Genomic DNA, 21,524 nt, shown 5'->3' with positions numbered 1-21,524 from the left:
ATATAAAAAGATAGGAATTCGAAAAGGAGATAATTAGGTACTGTTAAGCGGGGTTAAAAACGTTAATAAATAAATATAAGTTTTGGGGGTTCTGATTTTTTATATAAATTTGTGTCTAAAAAATAACAAAAACGATGAATAAACAAGTAATAATTAACAATCTAAACACGTCAAAAAAGAATTGTGTTATTGTGTCAGTTGGCGATGGAAGCTTGCATCGTCAATTGTGCTATGATACAGCTAATTTTGATTTGCATTTGCTTGTTTATGACGATACTTATAATAAGTATCTTGGGGATTCAAAGTTTGTATGTAAACTGAAAGGTTACAAAATGGATATGTCTTTTCAATATTTTCAAATGCACCCTCAGTTTATAGAACAATATGATTATTTCCTGTTGTTGGATGATGATATTCAAATCTCTGTAGATTCGGTCAATAAGTTATTTGAATTGATGAAGGAATACAGGCTTAAAATCGCTCAACCTTCATTGAGTAATTCTTATTATACGTATGAACATACATTGCACAATCCAATGTGTACAATACGATATACTAATTTTGTCGAAATGATGATGCCTTGCTTTTCACGTGAAGCTCTTATGGCAGTGATGGATACGTTTGAAGAGCATGTGCGTTGGTGTGGTATAGAGTATCATTGGCCTTTATTGATAAATAGCAATAAAAGAGATATAGCCATTGTTGATTCTGTCCAGGCAGTTCATACCCGTCCTGTACAGACTATAACAAACGAGAATTATCAAATTATGCTAGAATATTTACAAAAAAACAAGCTTAAAAAAGAAATTGCTATATATATGGAATGTACTTGTTCCGATACAGATTATGAGGATTATAAGAAATTGAGGAAAAGAGTAGATGACATAATAGTAGAGCTTACAAATGGAAAACTATATAGGATGTTGACTTCCGAGTTGGTTCCTGTAGTATGTTTTTTCTGTTTATATTCTATGGTTTCAGAAAAGAGAATATATTTGGATATGGCAAAAAGAGCTGTTGATGAAATATATTTCAAGCATCGTGCTGATATTGAATCTTCAGTAACGGAACAGGAAATTCGAAAATTATCAGTTTTTGTCGATTATTTACGGCAGTATGATATTTCTCTGTGTGAAATTATGAAGTTTCTGCCAGAAGTTGATAAACGGGCTACTAGCTTTGCTGACGTATTAGCTATACTCAATATCAATGATGATTATGTAGATACAGATGTAATGGATTCTGTAAAAAAGGGGGTTAAAATTTGTTTGGAACTCTTGACGGAAGAAAAGTATAAATATAAGTTTTTTTAGTATTAATCTTTTAAATTTTGGAATTATGCAGATAATTAAGAAAATCAAACCTGCGAATGTAGTTGATAAGGATTCTATGTTTCATATCCTTGGTGGCAATAACTCTAATTCGTCTGGTAGCTGTACTTGTCAGGGCAGCGGTGATAACATTAATGGAGCTTACAAGTGTCATTGTGTTAACTAATGAAAGTTAGTAAGTATAATATTTACGTAGAAAAAGAAGACCGCAAATTTGTTTATAACCAGTTGCGGTCTTCTTTACTCGAAATAGACGAAGAACTATTTCGACGACTGTCTGTGCCAGATTCTGAAGTGGATACTTTGGATGATGAAATCTTGGAGGAGTTGCATGCCAATGGTGTGGTCTGTGACACCAATCTAAATGAGGAAAATATAATTTTAGCAAATTGTAAGATTCGTCGTTTCTCCAACGATATGGCAAGGGTGACGATTCTTCCAACGCTGGATTGCAACTTTCATTGTTGGTATTGTTACGAAAACCACCATGATGGTTTTATGACTTCCGAAGATGTAGCGAAAGTCCTTGAATTTTGCAGGAAAACCATAATAGACGGAAAAATTAAACACTTTCAGTTAGATTGGTTTGGCGGTGAACCCCTGATGTATTTTCAAGAGGTGGTCTATCCGATTTCAAAAAAAGTACAAGAAATCTGTGCCAATAATAATGTGGCTTTTCGGAATACCATTACAACAAATGGTTATTTAGTAAATTCTTCCATGATAGAGAAACTAAAGGAGATTCAGCTAACATCATTTCAGATTACCTTGGATGGAGGAAAACGTTTCCATAACAAGACTCGTTTCTCAAAAGATGTTCATAATTCTTACGAGGTTATAACTTCTAATATCATAGCCTTATGTAGGGCGATTCCCAATATAGACATGACGGTTAGAATTAATTATACCCCAAAGAATATGGAGTCTATAGATGAAATAGTGAACGTATTTCCTTTGGATATACGAAATAAAATAACCGTCATGCCTCAGCTTGTCTGGCAATTTAAAGATGACCGTAATATGCAGGGTGACGATATAACTCGAAAAATGGAGCAGTTTGTCTCTCATGGATATAAAAAGAATTTAACTGATTTGTCGTGTTATCAGTGTTATACAGAAAATATGAAACAGTTTGTTGTTAATTATGATTTGTCTGTATTCAAATGTACTGCCCGGGATTTTTCCGAAAAGTATTCAATTGGTAAAATTGACAATGATGGTGAATTTGTGCCGAATAATCATTTTTACGATTACTTCGTCCGGTCTTCTTTTGAAAATGAGAGTTGCCTGGAATGTAAATTGCTACCTTCATGTTATGCCAATTGCATTCAAAAGCAGGTAGAAGGACAAAAAATTAATTGTAATAAAAAACAAATTGAAAATAGCGTAAAGAACAACGTTCTTTTGTACTTGTCACAAAAACAATAATGCCTATGAGACATGCCTTTATTATATTAGCTCATAATGAATGGCAAATATTGGGAAAGGTTTTGGAATATTTGAACCATGAAGAATGTGATCTATTCTTGAATATAGATTGCAAGGCTACTGATATGCCTGTAATCAACGATCTGCTTGACCGCAATAACCGAATAAAGTATTGTGGTCATGACAGATTGCATTGGGGAGGTTATAGTATTTTGAAGACTGAAATCAAGGTGCTCAATATTGCGATAAATAATTCAAATGCAGATTATTATCATATCATAAGTGGGCAAGATTATCCCATAAAGCCCTACGAAAGCTTCCTGCAATTCTTCGACAATAATCCAGGGCAAAGTTATTTTGACTGTAGAATAGCTACGTTTAGAGAAATTGATCGTCGGTTGTTGTATTTCTTGCCTTATGACTATTATCAAGTAAGAAATCCTAAGAGGTATTGTATTACCAACTTCTTGCGAGGCTTTCAGGTGAAATATCAAATAAAACGCCCAACATCCCATTTCCCAGATAAAATTTATTTGGGATCACAATGGTGTTCTATGACAAGAGAGGCATGTGCATTTTTGTTACGTTACACAAAGGAACATCCAGGCTTTTTAAAGCGTTTGAATCATACATTTGCATCTGAAGAAATTTATATTCATACCGTACTTTTGAATTACTATGATGAAGATAAAATTTGTTCGGAGAATAACTTGAGATTCATCAGGTGGAGAGAAGAAAACGGAAATCGACCAGCTAATTTGGGAGAAGAGCACTTTAAGTTTATGCTTGATAAAAATCACTTCTTTGCACGTAAAATGGTTTCACCAATAAGTACAAAGTTGATGGAATATATAGACTATTATCTTTTAGAGCATTTTCATGAATATGAGAGTTGCTTTGATTATGACAATAGAATAGCTGAAAGCCTTGTTGAGATCATGAAAGTTCTAGATATTTCTTCTGTACTGGTAGTAGGTGATAACCTGATTTATTTAGATGCTCTTCTTGGAATGGAAATTCTAGCTAATGGTATTTGTGACAACGACCAAGCTTTCCATTTGGCTCAAAAAATGAATATAGCAGAGTATTGTCAAGTTGTAGATTGGACTCAGCCAATTTATGTTGAGGATGATGACAAATATGATTCTCTGCTTTTTCTTAATCAGTTAGGTGGAAATAATGAGATATTAAGGTATCTTGGAAATTTGTCAGAATTGACTAGTCATTATATGTTCTTTATAGAAGAAAATATGAAAGAGTCTCTCAAAGATACATTGGAAAAGTCAATTGCTTCATTTCACCTCAAAAGTAATAGTGAGCTTAGTAAAATGCTGCTGGCAGAATTTGACATGATAGAAAATCTACAAGTATGTGTATTAATTAAATATTGATAAGATGAAACATTTATGCTTAAAAATATTGTTGGTTTTTACCTTTTGTGTAATGAACTTAATAGCCGTCGCTCAGTCTGCTGGTAGAACGATAGAGTTGATTGGCTTTGTGATGGATTCATTTACTGATTATGGCTTGGAAAAGGCTAAAGTAACATTGATGTCAACAGACAGTACTGTTATAGATACAATGTCTGTGAGAAATGAACGTCCTTCTGGCTATATGGTTGCTTCTTCATTTTCCTTCAAAGTTCCTGCTAAGGTTGAATCATATATCATAAAGGTAGATTGTGAAGGCTACAAGTCTATTACAGTCAATTACAAATTAAAGCATGCGGCAAGAGTCTTACGGCGGTGGATTCCAGCTATAAAACTGGTAAGGCTGAAGTCTAAACATAGCCTGACTGGTGATAATGAGTTGGGTGAGGTAACCGTGCGTGCTACCAGAATCAAGTTCTTTCACAAAGGAGATACCTTAGTGTATAATGCAGACGCATTCAACCTGCCTGAAGGTTCTATGCTTGATGAGTTGATCAGGCAGATGCCCGGTGCAAGAATTGAAGCCAATGGAGAAATCTTTATCAATGATAAGAAAATAGATTACCTTACTTTAAATGGCAAGCAGTTGTTTAAGGGAAATAATCTGGCTTTGTTGGAGAATATGCCGTATTATACGGTAAAAAGTCTTAAAGTCTTTGAGCAGAGCAAAGAAAAGAACCGCAACCTGAATACAAAGACAGACTTGAAAGACAATGTGATGGATGTTCTCTTGAAAAAGGAATATAGCCAAAATAATTTCGGAAATATAGAGGCTGGTGTCGGTACTAATGACAGATGGCAGGTAAGAGGATTTGATGGGTATATGATAGGTTCTGTAAATGCTTCTGCGTATGCTAACCTTAACAACATCAATCAGTCGAGCGTGCCTGGCAGCGATGGATCATTTTGGGATTCAGACAGCCCAAAATCAATTATGAATACTAAAAAAGTTGGCGTGAGTACTATTGCAGAGAAAACCGGTGGAACTTTTTATGTTTCTACAGATTTGGCTGCTCAATGGCAAGGCGTAGATTTGGATGAGCAGAAAAAACAGATCAGCATATTGCCTCAGACCAACATCAATAAAATATTTCAGAATTTAAATGACAGCAGGAATTCTTCCTTCAGTTTGAATAACAAGATTACGAAGATGGGTATTTCCTATTTTCAGTTTCAGACTATGGTGGATTATGGCAGGAGCAAAAATGATGACTTGAACAAATATGCGCTGTTTGATAAGGATATACCATCAAATTCTTCTGTGTTGCAGCTTTTTGATGCTATAGATGAAGGTGGCAGAAATGCCTTTGACTATTTGCAGAATTATTCTATCAACAAGGCGAATAACAGGGCACATAATTTTAGACTTCGTGAAAATATAGAAATGTCGCAGGCCTTGGCCTGGGGCGATGATCTCATTTTTCATGCCGATGCTTCATACTCGGACAATAACCAGAAACTAGGAGAGAATAGTCACATAACCTATTATCTCCCGGTAAATGATTCTATTGTCTCTTATGTAGCCAATGATAATACCAAGACGAAATCTTATTCATATACATTGGAAGGTTTTTATCATTTCAACTTCTTGAATAATATGAGTCTGGAAATCGGATATCGTTATACCCAGGGTAACGAGTCAGTTTCACGTCAGCGTACCTTGGATGATCTGTATGATGCCAATAGCTATCATTCCAACAGCCTGTCCAGGGAGCATAAACCTATGGTAAACTGGGAGTATAAAAAGGGTAAGTGGCAATTGATAGCGGGCTTTGATGTGCGTATGCTTAGCAAAAATATGAGTTATAGTAACTCTTCGGTAGATACTACTCTTACGAGGAGTTATGTTGATCTGTGTCCAAGATTCCGACTTAAATGGCAGGGAAAAAATTCCAGGATTCATTTCTTCAACAAATTGGAATCCTATCGCAAACCATCTGTGTTAAACTTGGTTGAAACTATAGATTCGTCTCATCCGTTAGTGATGTCAACCGGTAATGGTAGATTGAAAAAAGAATCGATGTACGATTATCAGTTTACCTATGCATGGTATAATACTGAACGCCAGTGGAATGTAAACTTTTCGTCGCAGTCTCAGTTTATGCTTAACATGATAATAATGTGTTCATTGTACGATGATAAGAATGGTAATTCTCTTGTAATTCCCCAGAACGTGAAAGGGACTTGGGCGTCATGGAATCGTTTGTATGTTGATAAGGGATTGGGAAAATCAAGGGCATGGAATATCAACAATGAAATTGTTTATAGGAAAGATGTTACGACTCTTATGTCTGGGCATATGAATGAAGGTCTTCAGAGTAGCAAAAATAAGCGAGATGTCCTGGATGAAACAGCCAGATTAGTCTTTCAGCATAAGGAGTTAACGTTGAAATTAAATGCAGGTTTTAGCTATAACAGTATAAGAAACAAGATGAATTCCGTTAATTATGAAGCCTGGGACATAAGGTATGGTTTTAATCTTGCATGTCGCCTGCCATGGGATATTAAGTTCTCCGGTGACTTGACTTCCTTGACGCGTAAAGGTTATAAATTAGAGGAAGTCAATAAGACAAGAGTTGTAAGTAACATTTCCTTGTATAAGACATTCTTGAAAGGTAAGATTACCGTTCAATGTAAGGCTTATGACATATTCCATCAGTTGACTAATTTCGATAATGGATTTGACGAACAGGAGTTGACTGAAACGACATACAATTGCATCCCTCGTTATGGAATGATTTCCATAGGATACAGATTTGGAAAAAAGTAACTGATTATGATTAAAGGCTTTCCCCATTATCAGCAACTCGACGAGATGGACTGCGGTTCCACCTCGTTGCGGATGATAGCGAAATATTACGGTAAGGAGTATTCGGCAGAGATGTTGCGCAATCATTGCCACATCACCCGCAACGGTGTATCGATGCTTGGCATCAGCGAGGCAGCCGAGTATCTGGGCTTTCGTACGCTGGGAGTGAAAATCACTATGGAACAGCTGGCCCACGATGCCTCCCTGCCCTGCATCCTTCACTGGAACCAGAACCATTTCGTGGTCTGCTATAAGGTAAAGAAGAACCGGAGCGGGCGCTACCGCTTCTATATCGCAGATCCCGCTTCCCAGAAGTTGTGCTATACTGAAGAGGAGTTCATGCGCTGCTGGCTAAGCACCAGTGTGCAGGGACGGGACTGTGGTATGGCATTGCTGATGGTGCCGGGAGTGAACTTTGGCAAGCGCAAGGAGGAGTGCGAGAACCATGGGCAGAGTCTGGGGTTCTTTTTCAAATATCTCAAGCCCTACCGCCGTCAGGTTGTGGTTCTCCTGCTGGGGATGTTGCTGGGCAGCTTGCTGCAGCTGGTGTTCCCTTTCCTGACCCAGACGTTGGTTGACAGGGGTATCAATGGAAAGAACCTGGGCTTCGTCACGCTTATCCTCATCGCCCAGCTCGTACTTTTCATCGCCCAGCTCAGCGTGAACTTTATCCGGGGCTGGATATTGCTGCATGTGAATACCCGAATTGACATTGCCCTGATTTCAGACTTCCTGGTCAAGCTGATGAAGATGCCGCTCCATTTCTTCGATACAAAGAAGATTGGCGACCTGATGCAGCGCATAGAAGATCATTCCCGCATAAAATCGTTCCTGATGGGCAACTCGCTGGGGTTTATCTTTTCTCTTGCCAACTTTGTCGTGTTTTCAGTTGTGCTCGGTTATTATAGTCTTCTCGTGCTTGGTGTGTTTTTGCTGGGAAACACCTTATATATATTATGGGTTGCATTCTTCATGAAGTATCGCCGTGAATTAGACTATAAGCGCTTCAGCCAGTCGGCTACCGAACGCAACAAGATGATTCAGCTGATACAGGGAATGCAGGACATCAAGCTTAACAACTGTGAACGCCAGAAGCGCTGGGAATGGGAGCGTGTGCAGATGATGCTTTTTCGCATCAGCGTGAAAGGGTTGACCATCGGTCAGTTTCAGCAGTCTGGTTCCGTTTTCTTCAGCCAGTCCACTAATATTCTCATTACGTTCATTGCAGCCCGTAACGTCATTCATGGCGATATGACGCTGGGTATGATGATGTCTCTCACCTATATCATCGGTCAGCTTTCCGCTCCTATCAACGACTTCATCAGCTTCATCCAGTCTGTCCAGGATGCCAAAATCAGCCTGGAGCGACTGAATGAGATTCATTCACAGCCCGATGAGGATACTGACCTTGATGACAAGGTTACCGAACTGCCTGAGAACAGGACCATCCGTGTAGAGCACGTTACTTTCAGCTATGATGGGGCTGAGCGTAACTATGCCCTCAATGACGTCAGCCTGGAAATACCAGAACGTAAGGTGACGGCGATTGTGGGGGAGAGCGGCTGTGGCAAGACCACGCTTATCAAGCTCCTGCAGGGTTTTTATCAGCCTAACCATGGAAGTATCAAGGTGGGTAATGTGCCGCTGACTTCCATAAATCCTCATTTTTGGCGCAGCGTGACAGGCTCTGTGATGCAGGAGAGCTTCATCTTCAGTGATACTTTTGCCCACAATATTGCCCTTGACAGCGATTCTCTGGATGAAACTCGACTTTATCAGGCGGCAAAGATGGCTAATATAGATGGTTTTATCCGCACGTTGCCTCTGGGTTATCATACGAAAATAGGTATGGAGGGTAATGGTGTGAGTCAAGGTCAGCGTCAACGCTTACTTATAGCCCGTGCCATTTATAAGAATCCGGAGTATATCTTTTTCGATGAGGCAACCAATGCCCTTGATACAACCAATGAATCGGAGATAATGCACCATCTGTATGATTTTTACAATGGAAGAACCGTGGTTGTGGCAGCGCACCGTCTGAGCACCGTAAAGAATGCCGACCAGATATTGGTAATGCGGCATGGAGTAATAGTGGAGTGTGGAACTCATCAGGAGCTGCTAGCAAAGAAGGGTTATTATTACGAGTTGGTAAAGAATCAATTGTAGATGGTGTATGTAAAAGAATGGGTCTATATGCCACCTGTTATCGTGGCATATAGACCCATTCTTTTATTGTGATATCTGTGATCTACATCTCGGCTTTCAACAGCTGTATCTGCTCTGCCGACAGTCCCGTTATATCCATCACGGTCGCACCATCCATCCCCTTAGCCAGCATCTTTCTGGCAATCTCAAGACTTTGTTGGCTCATACCTTCTACCTTACCTTTCTGGTAGCTGTCATCTATGAGGGTTCTTTCAACGCTTACGGAATCCCAGAATTTGTCGTAGGCCCAGAGTTCGGCATCTGTGAAACCGGAAATCTCCAGTTCCTCTACGGCTTTTCCTATTTCCGGGTCATTAAGCAGGTCAGCAGGAACTTCCTTTGTATTGGAATTGATTTCCGTGAGGAAACGGAGCCACAAGACCATCATGCGCTTGTCGGTAATGGTATGTGGAGTGAACTTCGGGAGTTCTATGAAGGTGAAATGCAAGCCTTCGATGACCTTATTGCTGTCCTTGTCATGCACGATGCGGTAGTTGTGGATGAAATCTGGAGTATCATGCGCAAAGATATCATTCACAAGATTCAGGGAATATACGGGTTGGAGTTCACTGTATTTTCCTCCCTTTTTAGCCTGGCTCACATAGAGCTTGGATGCATTGAACAGTACTCGCTGCTGGAAAGCATCAGACCATTCCATCTGCATTTCCACGCAGAACTTCCTGCCTCTGGCATCGGTACAGAGTACATCCACAATGGTGTTCTTGCCCCCTTCGAGCTGGGGCACAAGTTCTGTAGGCAGATACTTGATTTCTTGTATCTGCTCCTCGTCGCTGAGTGGCAGTAGTGCGTTCAGAAGGCTGATCAGTCTTGCGGGATGATTGCCGAATATCTTCTTGAACGTGAGGTCTGCCTTAGGATCTAAGTACTTCATAACCATCTGTTTTATAATTATCTACCGCAAAGTTACAAAAAATATGAGATTACGGCAACTTTTTAACGAAAAATCTGTCGTAATCTCGCTTTTTTATTGAGATTACGACAGATTTTCCTAAATGTTACCCCGGAAAGCAAAATCTCCAGAGGGCTTCTATTACCCTCGGTGCGTTATAGTAATGGAACTATATATAAAGGTAAATACTCGATACCGTTTAGCATCTTTGCTTAAATCTGCCAACTTGAACTTTTTCTCATTTCTTACACGAAAACAAGGTTATTGTTTGGCGAAATTTACACGAAAACAAGATTATCTCGGCTGCAAAGATACTAAAAATATTGTTTCGCGCATAATAATGAGTCGCTATTTTGCGCGAAATGGGGTAAAAAAGTCATTTCGCGCAGAATAGTGAATGGAAAAGATAGTTGTTAGTCGTGGAAATGTGTGAAAAATCGATAGGTTATATTTGTTTTTCCAGCATTTTCCCGATTTGTTTCCCTTTTATACCGAATATTAGACCCATAAGAGGGGTTTTTTCTTTAAATTTGCAGACAAAACAAACAATTAGCGTATTCACTAACTTAATAATAACATCGGCAAAATGAACAAACTATTCACATTTATCATGTTGTGGATGATGTCCTGTCTCCCAACTCTGGCACAGGCTCCGATGGACGGAGGCGTGTGGAAGGACAATACCGGCAAGCATATCAATGCACATGGTGGCAACATCTTCAACTACAAAGGTACCTACTACTGGTATGGTGAAAGCCGCTCGCAGGATGGCAAGCCTTACAGCTCTCTCGGCGTAAGCTGCTTTACTTCCAAGGATCTCAAGAAATGGACCAATCATGGATTGGTGCTCCCTGTATCTAATGAACCAGGCAGCGACATCGAGGGTGGCTGCATCATCGAGCGCCCTAAGGTTCTCTACAATAAGAAGACCAAGAAGTTCGTCATGTGGTTCCATCTCGAATTGAAGGGAAGGGGATATGGGGCTGCCCGCTATGGTGTGGCAACCAGCGATACTCCTTTCGGACCATTCAAGTTCGTTCGCTCAGGAAGAGTGAATCCGGGAATCTATCCTATCGGATTCTCCAAACCTGATACCACCGACCTCAAGCATCAGCTCCTCTTCCCGGAACTGAAACAGTGGTGGACTCCAGCTTGGCGCGTTCAGATAGAACGGGGTATGTTCTGGATGAGAGACTTCCAGGGAGGACAGATGTCGAGAGACATGACCATCTTCATCGACGATGATGGCAAGGCTTATCACATCTATTCTTCAGAGGAAAACTTGACACTCCAGATTGCACAGTTGACAGATGACTACATGCAGCACAATGGTTGCTACGTACGAGTAGCTGCCGGCGGACAGAACGAGGCTCCAACCATCTTCAAGCAGGATGGCACCTACTGGATGATTACCAGCGGATGTACCGGTTGGGCTCCAAATGCAGCCCGCATGTTCAAGGCTAAGAATATCTTCGGTCCTTGGGAGCAGTTGCCTAATCCTTGCCGTGGAGAGGGTGCCGACAAGACCTTCGGTGCACAGGGTACCTATATATATAAGGTGGAAACTGCAGCACAGAAGAAGATGTTCCATGGCGCCGACTATGTATTTATGGCAGATATGTGGAATCCGAAACATTTGAGCGACAGTCGTCATCTCTGGGTGCCTATTTCCTGGGAAAATGGTGCTCCAGTGTTGAAAAAATGATAAAAAACACGGTCGCTCTGCTCGTTTCTAAATTATTTTAATTACATTTGCAGCATGAAATGATAATACTGCAATCATCGTTTAACAGAATTCAACAAACTCATAAAATTGCAACTATCTATGATTCATATATATAAGAGTATCATGATTACCCTTCTTCTGGCTTTGGTTCCGTTCATGGGAATCAGCGCAGCAAAGAAGAAGGCACAGCAGCAGAGCGACCGCCAATATTGGTGCTCGCTTGCCTATAAGATGGCTCAGCCCGTGCTGGAGAATATGGCAAAGGGCGAGCTGCAGAAGAATATGCAGACGGAGTTCAGTCCAAGCTTCGACAACCGCAACAAAAAGGTGCTCTATATGGAGTGCTTCGGCAGACTGATGGCTGGTGTGGCTCCCTGGCTCACCCTTCCTGATGATGCCACAGCCGAAGGCAAGCAGCGCAAGCAGCTGCGTGAGTGGGCTTTGGCTTCCTACAAGAATGCCGTAGATCCTCAGAGTCCTGACTATCTCTGCTGGGGCATCGGCGGTCAGAACCTGGTAGATGCAGCCTATATCGCCGAGAGCTTCCTCCGTGCTTACGATACACTCTGGATGCCTTTGGATGAGGTGACCAAGCAGCGATACCTGAAGGAGTTTGCCAAGCTCCGCCACATCGATCCTCCTTATACCAACTGGCTTCTCTTCTCTTCTACCATTGAGAGCTTCATGGCAAAGGCGGGTGGCGATTTCGATGAATATCGCGTGAATTCAGCTTGCCGCAAGGTAGAGGAGTGGTATGTAGGCGATGGCTGGTATGCCGATGGTCCTTCGTTCGCATTCGATTACTACAGCAGCTATGTGTTCCATCCGATGTATCTGGAAACACTCCAGGCGATGGTGGATGCCAAGGTGAATTCCCGCCTCGACTATCAGAAGTACTACGACCGGGAGTTGAAGCGCTGCCAGAAGTACAGCATCATTCTCGAGAGATTCATCTCTCCGGAAGGAACCTTCCCGGCTTTCGGAAGAAGCATTCCTTACCGCATGGCAACCATGCAGCCGCTTGCCTTGATGGCATGGTATCAGAAGTTGCCAAAGGATTTGAGCAACGGACAGGTGCGTGCAGCCCTGACCAAGGTGCTCCATCGCATGTTCGACCAGGAGAACAACTTCAATGAGAAGGGTTATCTCTCTATCGGTTTCTGCGGAAACAGCCAGAAAAACGTTGCCGACTGGTACACCAACAACGGTTCGCTCTATATGACCACGCTTGCCTTCATGCCTCTCGGCCTGCCTGCCAATCATCCATTCTGGACCGATGCAGCACAGCCTTGGACCCAGGTGAAGGCATGGAACAATCAGCAGTTCCCTAAGGATCATCACTGGAAGGACGAGATTGTTACCAAGGACAAGTGGTAATTTTCAGTTTAGAGTTTACTGTTTAGAGTTTACTATTAAAAGTTTAGAGTTTAGTGTTAAGAGTTAATATAATGCGCAAGATATTGATGATGCTGGCAGCTGCAGCCCTGGCTTTGCCTTTGAGCGCAGCGCAGCCAGCCAAGAAGACCGCCAAGGTCAAGAAACAGAACAAAAAGGAGGTGAAGGCTTCCAGAAAGTGGGACCACGAGCAGGTGGCAGCACTCATCAAGAAGGTAAACAATTACTGGCAGGCCAACAATAAGCCTGAGGTTCGTGCCTTCTGGGACAATGCCGCTTATCATACCGGCAATATGGAGGTATATAAGATGCTGAAGGACCAGAAGATGCTCGATTACACCATCCGTTGGGCAGAGCATAACGACTGGACCGGTGCCACAGAGGCTAATCCAGCCAAGTGGAAGTACAAGCCATACGGCGAGGGTAAGGATCACGTACTCTTCGGCGACTGGCAGATCTGCTTCCAGACCTACATCGACCTCTACAATATCGAGGCAGCCAAGGGCAATGCCGCAGCTTCAGAATTCATGGTGAAGCGTGCCAAGGAGGTGATGCACTACGAGGCTTACTCTGAGCCAACAGACTACTGGTGGTGGAGCGATGCCCTCTACATGGTGATGCCTGTGATGACCAAGATGTACAAGCTTACCGGCGATGTGAAGTATCTCGACAAGCTCTACGATAACCTCCTCACCACCGACGAGATTATGCTCGACAAGGAGACCAACCTCTACTTCCGCGATGGAAAGTACATCTATCCGAAGCACAAGAGTGCCAACGGAAAGAAAGACTTCTGGGCACGTGGCGATGGATGGGTTCTTGCCGGTCTGGCAAAGGTGCTCCAGGATATGCCAAAGGACTACCAGCACTATCAGTTCTTCGTAGATAAGTTCCAGAAACTGGCTAAGGCTGTGGCTGAAATCCAGCAGCCGGAAGGTTACTGGACCCGCTCGATGATGGATCCTGAGCATGCTCCGGGACCAGAGACCAGCGGTACCGCCTTCTTCACCTATGGAATGCTCTGGGGAGTAAACAATGGTTATCTCAACAAGAAAGAATATAAGAAGGTGATAGACAGAGCCTGGACTTACCTCACGGAAACAGCCGTTCTGGAAGACGGCAAGGTGGGCTATGTTCAGCCAATCGGCGAAAGAGCCATCCCGGGACAGACCGTAGATGCCAATTCCCAGGCAAACTTCGGTGTGGGAGCGATGCTTCTTACCGCTTGTGAATATGATAAATATCTAAACACAAAACTATAATAGTAATGAATAAAAGACTGTTCGTAACATTGAGTATGGCAGGATTGGCAATGGTGGCCTTTGGTGCAAGAAAACCGAAGGCTGCCATTAAGTCGTCTGTAAAGACGGTAGCCATCCAGCAGCCTACTTTCACAGAGTGGCACGACCTCCAAGTGAATGAAATCAATCGTTTGCCTCTGCACACAATGCACTTCGCTTACGATCCTAACGACTTCCCTGGAACAGGTGCTGAGTATCTTGACAAGAAGAAGAGTATGAACTACCTGTCGCTTGAGGGCACATGGAAGTTCAACTGGGTAGCCAATGCTGATGAGCGCCCTACGGATTTCTACAAGACTGACCTTGATGACTCAAAATGGAACAACATCCAGATGCCAGGCAACTGGGAGATGTTGGGCTATGGCCAGCCAGAGTATGTAAACGTGGGCTTCGCTTGGCGTGGCCACTTCGACCAGCAGCCACCAGCAGTTCCTACCAAGGACAACCACGTAGGTTCCTATCGCCGTGAAATCAATATCCCAGCCAACTGGGATGGCAAGCGCGTCATCGCTCACTTCGGTAGTGTAACCTCCAACATCTATCTCTATGTTAACGGAAAGTTTGCCGGTTATGCAGAGGATAGCAAGGTTGCCGCTGAGTTTGATATCACTCCATTCCTGAAGAAGGGCAAGAACCTCATTGCCTTCCAGACATTCCGCTGGTGTGATGGTTCATGGTGTGAGGATCAGGACTTCTGGCGTCTGAGCGGTCCGGCACGTGAGAACTATCTCTATGCCCGCTCTAAGGATCATCGCCTGCTCGATGTCCGTGTAGAGACAGAGCTGAAGAACAACTATAAGGATGGTTACCTCAACATCACAGCCAAGGTGCAGGGCAATACCCTGGCATACTTCGGCCTTTACGACCCAGATGGCAAGGAGGTAATCGTTACAGGTACCGATAATGTAAGGAATGGTGTGGCTAAGTATCAGCTCCGTGTGAAGAACGTTCGCAAGTGGAGTGCTGAGACTCCTAACCTCTATACCCTCGTTGTTTCTCCTATCCAGAATGGCGGTATGTACTTGCCATACGAGATTGTACAGGTAAAGGTAGGTTTCCGCAAGGTGGAGATCAAGAACAAGCAGTTCCTGGTCAATGGCCAGCCTGTTCTCCTGAAGGGTGCCAACCGTCATGAGATTGATCCTGATGAGGGCTACAACTTAAGTGAGCAGCGCATGATTCAGGACATCATGATGATGAAGCGCATGAACATCAATGCCGTTCGTACCTGCCACTATCCAGACGATCCTCGCTGGTATGATCTCTGCGACAAGTACGGATTGTATGTTGTGGCTGAGGCTAACCAGGAGAGCCATGGTTTCCAGTATGGCGACGATGCGGCTGCCAAGAAGCCTGAGTTTGCCAAGCAGATTATGGAGCGCAACCAGCACAATGTGTCTATGTTCTACAACCATCCTTCCATCGTAACATGGAGCATGGGTAACGAGACCGTGATGGGCGACAACTTCCTGCAGGCTTACAAGTGGATCAAGAGCCAGGACAAGACCCGCCCTGTTCAGTACGAGCAGGCTCGCCGTGGCGAGGGTACAGATATCTTCTGCCCTATGTACTATCCTGTTGCTGCTTCCGAGAAGTATGCCAAGGATCCAAATAGTCCGATGCCACTCATCCAGTGTGAGTACAACCACACCATGGGTAACTCTGGCGGTAACCTGAGCGATTACTGGGATCTGATCCGCAAGTATCCTATCCTCCAGGGTGGTTTCGACTGGGATTTCGTAGATCAGGCATTGCACCGCAATATCGTGAAGCCTATGAGCATCCTGCCTTACAAGATGAACAATGAGGAGCTTCGCAAGATAGAATATTGCTACGGTGGTGATTACAACAAGTATGATCCTAGCGACAATAACTTCAACTGTAATGGTATCATCGGTCCAGACCGTCAGATGAACCCTCATGCTTACGAGGTGGCTTATCAGTACCAGAACATCTGGGCCAAGATGGTGAATGCCGAGACAGGCGAGGTAAGCGTACACAATGAGAACTTCTTCCGCGACCTGAGCAACTATGCCCTGGCATGGAGCCTCGAAGAGGATGGCGTAGAGACTCAGAATGGTACCATCGCCGACCTTGATGTTCCTGCACAGCAGACCAAGAACTTCACCATCCCTTACGACAAGAGCAAGATCAAGGGCAAGGAGGTATTCCTCAACATCGACTTCCGTCTGAAGGAGGCTGAACCATTGCTCACAGCCGGTCAGGTGATGGCTTATGCCCAGCTGCCGGTAGTTACCAAGCAGGCTTGCTCTGGCGACTGCAGCAAGATGCTGGCTCAGGGACATGGCAAGAAGAAGATGAAGCTTGCTGCCAAGAAGAACAATGTGGTAGCTGTTACCACACCTAACCTCACCTTCAAGATCGACCGTTCTACCGGTCTTATCTCTGAGTATGCTTACAATGGCAAGTCATTGCTCGGCGAGGGTGGTACCCTGAAGCCAAACTTCTGGCGTGCTCCTACCGACAACGATATGGGTGCAGGCCTTCAGAAGAAGTTCCAGGCTTGGAAGAACCCTCAGATGAACCTGAAGAACATCGACGTGAAGAAGGATAAGAAGACCAACTCTGTAACGATCCTCACATCATTCGATATGCCGGAGGTTCAGGGTCAGATGGATATCACCTACGTAGTATTCGCCAATACAGGTGCCGTGAAGGTAACAGAAGACTTCAAGGCTACAGAGGGTGCTAAGGTAAGCGATATGTTCCGTTTCGGTATGTTGATGCAGATGCCATACACCATGGAGAAGAGCAACTACTACGGTCGTGGTCCTATCGAGAACTACTCAGACCGCAAGGACTGCATGCGCATCGGTGTTTACACAGATGATGCCGACAACCAGTACTTCCCATACATCCGTCCACAGGAGAGTGGTACCAAGAGCGATATCCGCTGGTGGAAGCAGACCGATGCTACCGGTATGGGCTTGCAGGTGAAGAGCTGCACTCCATTCTATGCCAGCGCTATCCACTTCGATACCGAGGAGCTCGACGATGGCGACGACAAGGAGCAGCGACACAGCTTCGACCTGAAGAAGTCTAAGTTCACCAACCTCTTCCTCGATTCTGCCCACATGGGTGTAGGCGGCGAGAACTCTTGGGGTGCTTGGCCTTTGGAGAAGTATCGTGTACATTATGGCAACAAGACCTTCACATTTACCCTCATTCCACAGGGTAAATAGTAGAAAAACAGCGATTTGAGCGAAAATCCAATATATTATATCAGAAAATCCACCTCATTTGGGGTGGATTTTTTGTATCTTTGCATCGGCATTCTGATACGTTATGCGTATTATCCATAGGAATATAAACAAACCTACAAAACAACAATAACAGAGCAATATGAGAAAAGCTAAAATTTTCGCAGCAATGCTGATGGCGATGTCTTCGCTCGGAGCTTTCGCACAGCATCAGTTTATGGTTCAGGCAAACAAGCCTGGAGTAGAAATCCAGCCTACCATGTATGGTATCTTCTTCGAGGATATCAACTTCGGTGCCGATGGCGGTCTCTATGCAGAGATGGTGGAAAACCGCTCTTTCGAGTTCCCACAGCGCCTGATGGGATGGAATACATTCGGTAACGTAACCCTCAGCGACGTGAAGCCAGCCTTCGACCGCAACCCTCATTATGTAACTCTCGAGAGTGCCGGTGCGCGTGAGAAGCAGACCGGTTTGGAGAACCGCGGTTTCTTCGGTATGGGCTTGAAGAAGGATATGAAGTACGATTTCACCGTTTATGGCCGTCTTCATCTCATCGATGGCAAGCAGGGCAAGATCCGTGTGGAGCTGGTCAATTCCAAGAATGATGTCATTGCCAAGCAGGTCATCAACATCACCAACAACAAGTGGCAGAAGCTTACAGCTACCCTGACCTCTCCTCAGACCGATGCCAAGGGATTGATGCGTGTATATCTGGAGAAAGGTTCCGAGAGCGTAGATCTCGACCACATCTCTCTCTTCCCAGAAGACAACTGGAATGGTCTCCGTGCCGATCTCGTACAGGATCTTGCCGACCTGAAGCCAGGCATCTTCCGTTTCCCTGGTGGATGTATCGTAGAGGGAACCGACCTTGATACCCGTTATGAGTGGAAGAACTCTGTGGGTGCTCCTGAGAACCGTCCTCTGAACGAGAACCGCTGGAGAGATACCTTCCCACATCGCCTTTTCCCTAACTACTATCAGTCTTTGGGCTTGGGCTTCTACGAGTACTTCCTCCTTTCTGAGAAGATTGGTGCTGAGCCTTTGCCAATTCTCTCTGTAGGTCTGGCTTGCCAGTATCAGAACGATGATAAGGATCCTAATGCGCATGTAGCAGTCAAGGATCTCCAGAGCTATATCGATGATGCACTCGACCTCATCGAGTTTGCCAATGGTCCTGTTACCTCTAAGTGGGGTAAGCTCCGTGCCGATATGGGTCATCCAGCTCCATTCAACCTGAAGCAGATTGGTATCGGTAACGAGCAGTGGGGACCTATGTACCCTGAGCGTCTGCAGAAGTTCATGGAGCAGATTCATGCCAAGTATCCGAAGATCAAGATCTGCGGTTCATCTGGTCCATCTGCTGATGGCAAGGATTTCGACTATGGTTGGGAGCAGATGCGCAAGTTGGGCGTAGATATGGTAGATGAGCATTACTACAAGAGCCCGGAGTGGTTCCGCAGCAATGCCAGCCGTTACGACAAGTACGACCGCAAGGGTCCTAAGGTATTTGCCGGCGAGTATGCAGCCCATGCTGAGCACGATCCTAACTCTTGGGAGGCTGCGCTTTCAGAGGCTGCCTTCATGACAGGTCTCGAGCGCAATGCCGATGTGGTTTATCAGGCTACCTATGCTCCTCTCTTCGCTCACGTTGAGGGATGGCAGTGGCGTCCGGACCTCATCTGGTTTGATAATCTCAGCTCAGTGCGTTCTGCCAACTACTATGTTCAGCAGCTCTACGGCGAGAACAAGGGTACCAATGTCTTGAAGCTTACCGAGAACGGCAAGGCTGTAGCAGGCGAGAATGGTCTCTATGCCTCTGCTTGTTTCGACAAGGCTACCAAGAGCTACATCGTGAAGATTGCCAATACCTCTAACCAGGAGAAGGAAATCAACGTTACCTTCAATGGCATCAAGAAGTTGAACCCTGGCAAGATGACTGTTCTTCATGCTGATGATATCCAGGCAGAGAACAAGATCGATAACAAGAACGTGGTTGTTCCTGTTGTATCAGATGCTCAGGCTAACGGCAACGTCTTGAATGTGAAGATGAAGGCGAACAGCTTTGTAGTATATAGATTTTAAGTTTTAGTTTTAAAGTTTATGTAGTGTATAACCATTTAAGGTAGAAAAATGGCGAATCCCTTGCAGCAGCAATGTTGCAAGGGATTTTTTTGTATCCGATGTTCACCGTGTGGGCAATGCGTGTTCGTCACTTGTCCATTTTCTGCAAATAATTAACGGATTGTTCTCTTAAAATATCTAATAGTTTCCTTTATTTCATTCTTTTTTATTAATTTTGTGAACGGAAATAATAAAAAATATATGATAAAGGTCAAATTATATATATTGAGTGTTTTGTTGCTGCTGGTTTCATGTACTGGAAATAAAGTCATAGATGAGCAGATAACTAGAGCAGATAGTCTGATGGAAACCAATTCAGATTCTGCTTTAGTAGCTTTAGGCATGCTTGATAGCCTAAGAAAGAACAATCCCAAGATGAGTAAAGCTCAACAGATGCGTTTTGATGTTTGCATGTTCTGATAGGAGAATGCAAGAAATAGAGTTCAATATGTTGGACTACTGCTTTAGATGTATGTTAAATTCAAAATATAAAAAAATATGAGAAAATTATTTTTGTTATGCTTGATAATGCTTATATCCGTCACTACTATGGCGGAAGGCTATTCTGGTAAAATAATTTCTGGCAATAAACTGCAAGGACTGGCTGATGCAACAATTCAGCTTTTCAATAACAATGTGTTTGTTGGTGGATGCAAATCTAAAACTGACGGCTCCTTTAGTGTGAATACTTCCCAAAAGGCAACAAGAATTTCTGTCAGCTATGTGGGACTTGAGTCTTATACCAGAAAGGATAGTCTCGGACTTCCTGAGAACTTGGGTGTAATTGCATTGTCTACTCATAATGTTGGCTTAAAGGAAGTTACTGTCACGGGAACTTTAAAGCAAGAGACCTATAACAAGGACATTTACCTTATCACCGACTCTATGCGCAAAGGCACGGCAAGCAGCGGACAGCTGTTGGAGAAAATACCAGGCTTTTTGCGTGATTGGGAAAATGACAAGTTGCGTGTGAATGGAGAAGAGGATATTGTACTTTTGGTAAATGACGTGGAAAAATCCTCAGATTATGCTATGCGCATAAATCCTAAGCGCATCAAAAAAGTGGAAATTACCTACAATCCAACAGGAAAGTATGAGGGAAGGAGAATGTTGCTGAACCTATCTTTGTTCGATGATTATATTGGCTGGGACTTTGTGCCTTATACGAATTTGCAATATGGCAAAAACAATATGAATCAGGAAACCGTAGGTGAATCTTATACATATAGTGTGAATAAATTCTCATTTAATATAACTTCGGCTTTTTCGAATGTTGTCAATAAGGAAAGTGATTCCTTCACTCGTATGTATGCTGATAATTATGAGAGAAGTTCTCAAGAATTCGATTCTGGTAATCCAAATAAAATCGGCAAAAAACTGGGGTATGACATATCTCTTGGTGCTGAATATCAATTGGCTAAGGGGCATAGTCTTTCTTTTCAGACCAAAGGAACTTTTAATCAGTCCTTGGATTCTACTATGTACTTTATTACGGAGAAGGATAATGGGAATGTGGCCCAATATGAGCAATGGAATAGAGACAAATATTATTCCAACGACTATAATGTGGGATTGTTCTACCGTGGAAGTTTTGGAAAATTATATGTCAGCAGTGATTTGACTTACGACTATTATAATGTTAGGGA

At 43.4% G+C, this 21,524-nt stretch carries 13 protein-coding genes; 12 read left to right on the top strand and 1 reads right to left on the bottom strand.

From position 1 onward, the window contains the following. Window positions 1-134 precede the first annotated feature (134 nt). From DXD25_RS13770 to DXD25_RS13750, 5 genes are all read left to right on the top strand, one after another. Window positions 135-1,313, top strand: a complete 1,179-nt coding sequence (locus DXD25_RS13770) for a DUF707 domain-containing protein (protein ID WP_117663996.1) — start codon at window positions 135-137, stop codon at window positions 1,311-1,313. Between the two features lie 183 nt (window positions 1,314-1,496). Further along, window positions 1,497-2,759, top strand: a complete 1,263-nt coding sequence (locus DXD25_RS13765; protein WP_117663995.1) for a radical SAM/SPASM domain-containing protein — start codon at window positions 1,497-1,499, stop codon at window positions 2,757-2,759. A gap of 5 nt (window positions 2,760-2,764) precedes the next feature. Further along, a complete protein-coding gene (locus DXD25_RS13760; RefSeq protein ID WP_158556344.1) occupies window positions 2,765-4,150 on the top strand; it encodes a beta-1,6-N-acetylglucosaminyltransferase in 1,386 nt (461 codons plus the stop codon). Window positions 4,151-4,154: 4 nt separating this feature from the next. After that, window positions 4,155-6,959 carry an outer membrane beta-barrel protein gene (locus tag DXD25_RS13755; protein ID WP_117663993.1) on the top strand — a complete coding sequence of 935 codons (2,805 nt, stop codon included), beginning with the start codon at window positions 4,155-4,157 and terminating at the stop codon, window positions 6,957-6,959. Window positions 6,960-6,962: 3 nt separating this feature from the next. Further along, window positions 6,963-9,164, top strand: coding sequence for a peptidase domain-containing ABC transporter (locus tag DXD25_RS13750; RefSeq protein WP_187360488.1), 2,202 nt, complete (start codon window positions 6,963-6,965; stop codon window positions 9,162-9,164). Between the two features lie 82 nt (window positions 9,165-9,246). Here the strand turns inward: DXD25_RS13750 and DXD25_RS13745 are convergent, their stop codons facing one another. After that, the gene (locus tag DXD25_RS13745; protein WP_117663991.1) at window positions 9,247-10,101 is read right to left on the bottom strand and encodes an Rpn family recombination-promoting nuclease/putative transposase; all 855 of its coding nucleotides are present in this window, start codon (window positions 10,099-10,101) and stop codon (window positions 9,247-9,249) included. A gap of 598 nt (window positions 10,102-10,699) precedes the next feature. Here DXD25_RS13745 and DXD25_RS13740 point away from each other — a divergent pair. The 7 genes from DXD25_RS13740 to DXD25_RS13710 form a co-directional block, all read left to right on the top strand. After that, window positions 10,700-11,818, top strand: coding sequence for a glycoside hydrolase family 43 protein (locus tag DXD25_RS13740; protein ID WP_117663990.1), 1,119 nt, complete (start codon window positions 10,700-10,702; stop codon window positions 11,816-11,818). A 120-nt stretch (window positions 11,819-11,938) separates the two neighbouring features. Then, window positions 11,939-13,216 (top strand): DUF2264 domain-containing protein, encoded by a 1,278-nt coding sequence (locus tag DXD25_RS13735; protein ID WP_187360486.1) that lies wholly within the window; start codon window positions 11,939-11,941, stop codon window positions 13,214-13,216. A gap of 71 nt (window positions 13,217-13,287) precedes the next feature. Next, on the top strand, window positions 13,288-14,496 hold the full coding sequence (locus DXD25_RS13730; RefSeq protein WP_233522325.1) for a glycoside hydrolase family 88 protein: 1,209 nt from the start codon (window positions 13,288-13,290) through the stop codon (window positions 14,494-14,496). A gap of 5 nt (window positions 14,497-14,501) precedes the next feature. Then, window positions 14,502-17,738, top strand: a complete 3,237-nt coding sequence (locus DXD25_RS13725; RefSeq protein ID WP_117663989.1) for a glycoside hydrolase family 2 TIM barrel-domain containing protein — start codon at window positions 14,502-14,504, stop codon at window positions 17,736-17,738. A gap of 160 nt (window positions 17,739-17,898) precedes the next feature. Continuing rightward, window positions 17,899-19,839: an alpha-L-arabinofuranosidase C-terminal domain-containing protein gene (locus tag DXD25_RS13720; RefSeq protein WP_117663988.1), complete on the top strand. Its 1,941-nt coding sequence runs from the start codon at window positions 17,899-17,901 to the stop codon at window positions 19,837-19,839. Between the two features lie 240 nt (window positions 19,840-20,079). Beyond that, entirely contained in the window at window positions 20,080-20,298 is a 219-nt protein-coding gene (locus tag DXD25_RS13715; protein ID WP_117663987.1) for a hypothetical protein, read from the top strand. Between the two features lie 78 nt (window positions 20,299-20,376). After that, a partial coding sequence (locus tag DXD25_RS13710) for a carboxypeptidase-like regulatory domain-containing protein (RefSeq protein WP_147327921.1) occupies window positions 20,377-21,524 on the top strand: 1,148 nt, incomplete at its 3' end.

This window comes from Prevotella sp. TF12-30, assembly GCF_003436715.1.
GTDB classification, from domain to species: Bacteria; Bacteroidota; Bacteroidia; order Bacteroidales; family Bacteroidaceae; genus Prevotella; species Prevotella copri_A.
This window is presented reverse-complemented; position numbering and strand designations above follow the sequence as displayed.

Bases quoted from the DNA above. Each gene is read 5' to 3' on its own strand.
- DXD25_RS13770 (WP_117663996.1), top strand. From the start codon at position 135: ATGAATAAACAAGTAATAATTAACAATCTAAACACGTCAAAAAAGAAT.
- DXD25_RS13765 (WP_117663995.1), top strand. From the start codon at position 1,497: ATGAAAGTTAGTAAGTATAATATTTACGTAGAAAAAGAAGACCGCAAA.
- DXD25_RS13760 (WP_158556344.1), top strand. From the start codon at position 2,765: ATGAGACATGCCTTTATTATATTAGCTCATAATGAATGGCAAATATTG.
- DXD25_RS13755 (WP_117663993.1), top strand. From the start codon at position 4,155: ATGAAACATTTATGCTTAAAAATATTGTTGGTTTTTACCTTTTGTGTA.
- DXD25_RS13745 (WP_117663991.1), bottom strand. From the start codon at position 10,101: ATGGTTATGAAGTACTTAGATCCTAAGGCAGACCTCACGTTCAAGAAG.
- DXD25_RS13740 (WP_117663990.1), top strand. From the start codon at position 10,700: ATGAACAAACTATTCACATTTATCATGTTGTGGATGATGTCCTGTCTC.
- DXD25_RS13735 (WP_187360486.1), top strand. From the start codon at position 11,939: ATGATTCATATATATAAGAGTATCATGATTACCCTTCTTCTGGCTTTG.
- DXD25_RS13730 (WP_233522325.1), top strand. From the start codon at position 13,288: ATGCGCAAGATATTGATGATGCTGGCAGCTGCAGCCCTGGCTTTGCCT.
- DXD25_RS13725 (WP_117663989.1), top strand. From the start codon at position 14,502: ATGAATAAAAGACTGTTCGTAACATTGAGTATGGCAGGATTGGCAATG.
- DXD25_RS13720 (WP_117663988.1), top strand. From the start codon at position 17,899: ATGAGAAAAGCTAAAATTTTCGCAGCAATGCTGATGGCGATGTCTTCG.
- DXD25_RS13715 (WP_117663987.1), top strand. From the start codon at position 20,080: ATGATAAAGGTCAAATTATATATATTGAGTGTTTTGTTGCTGCTGGTT.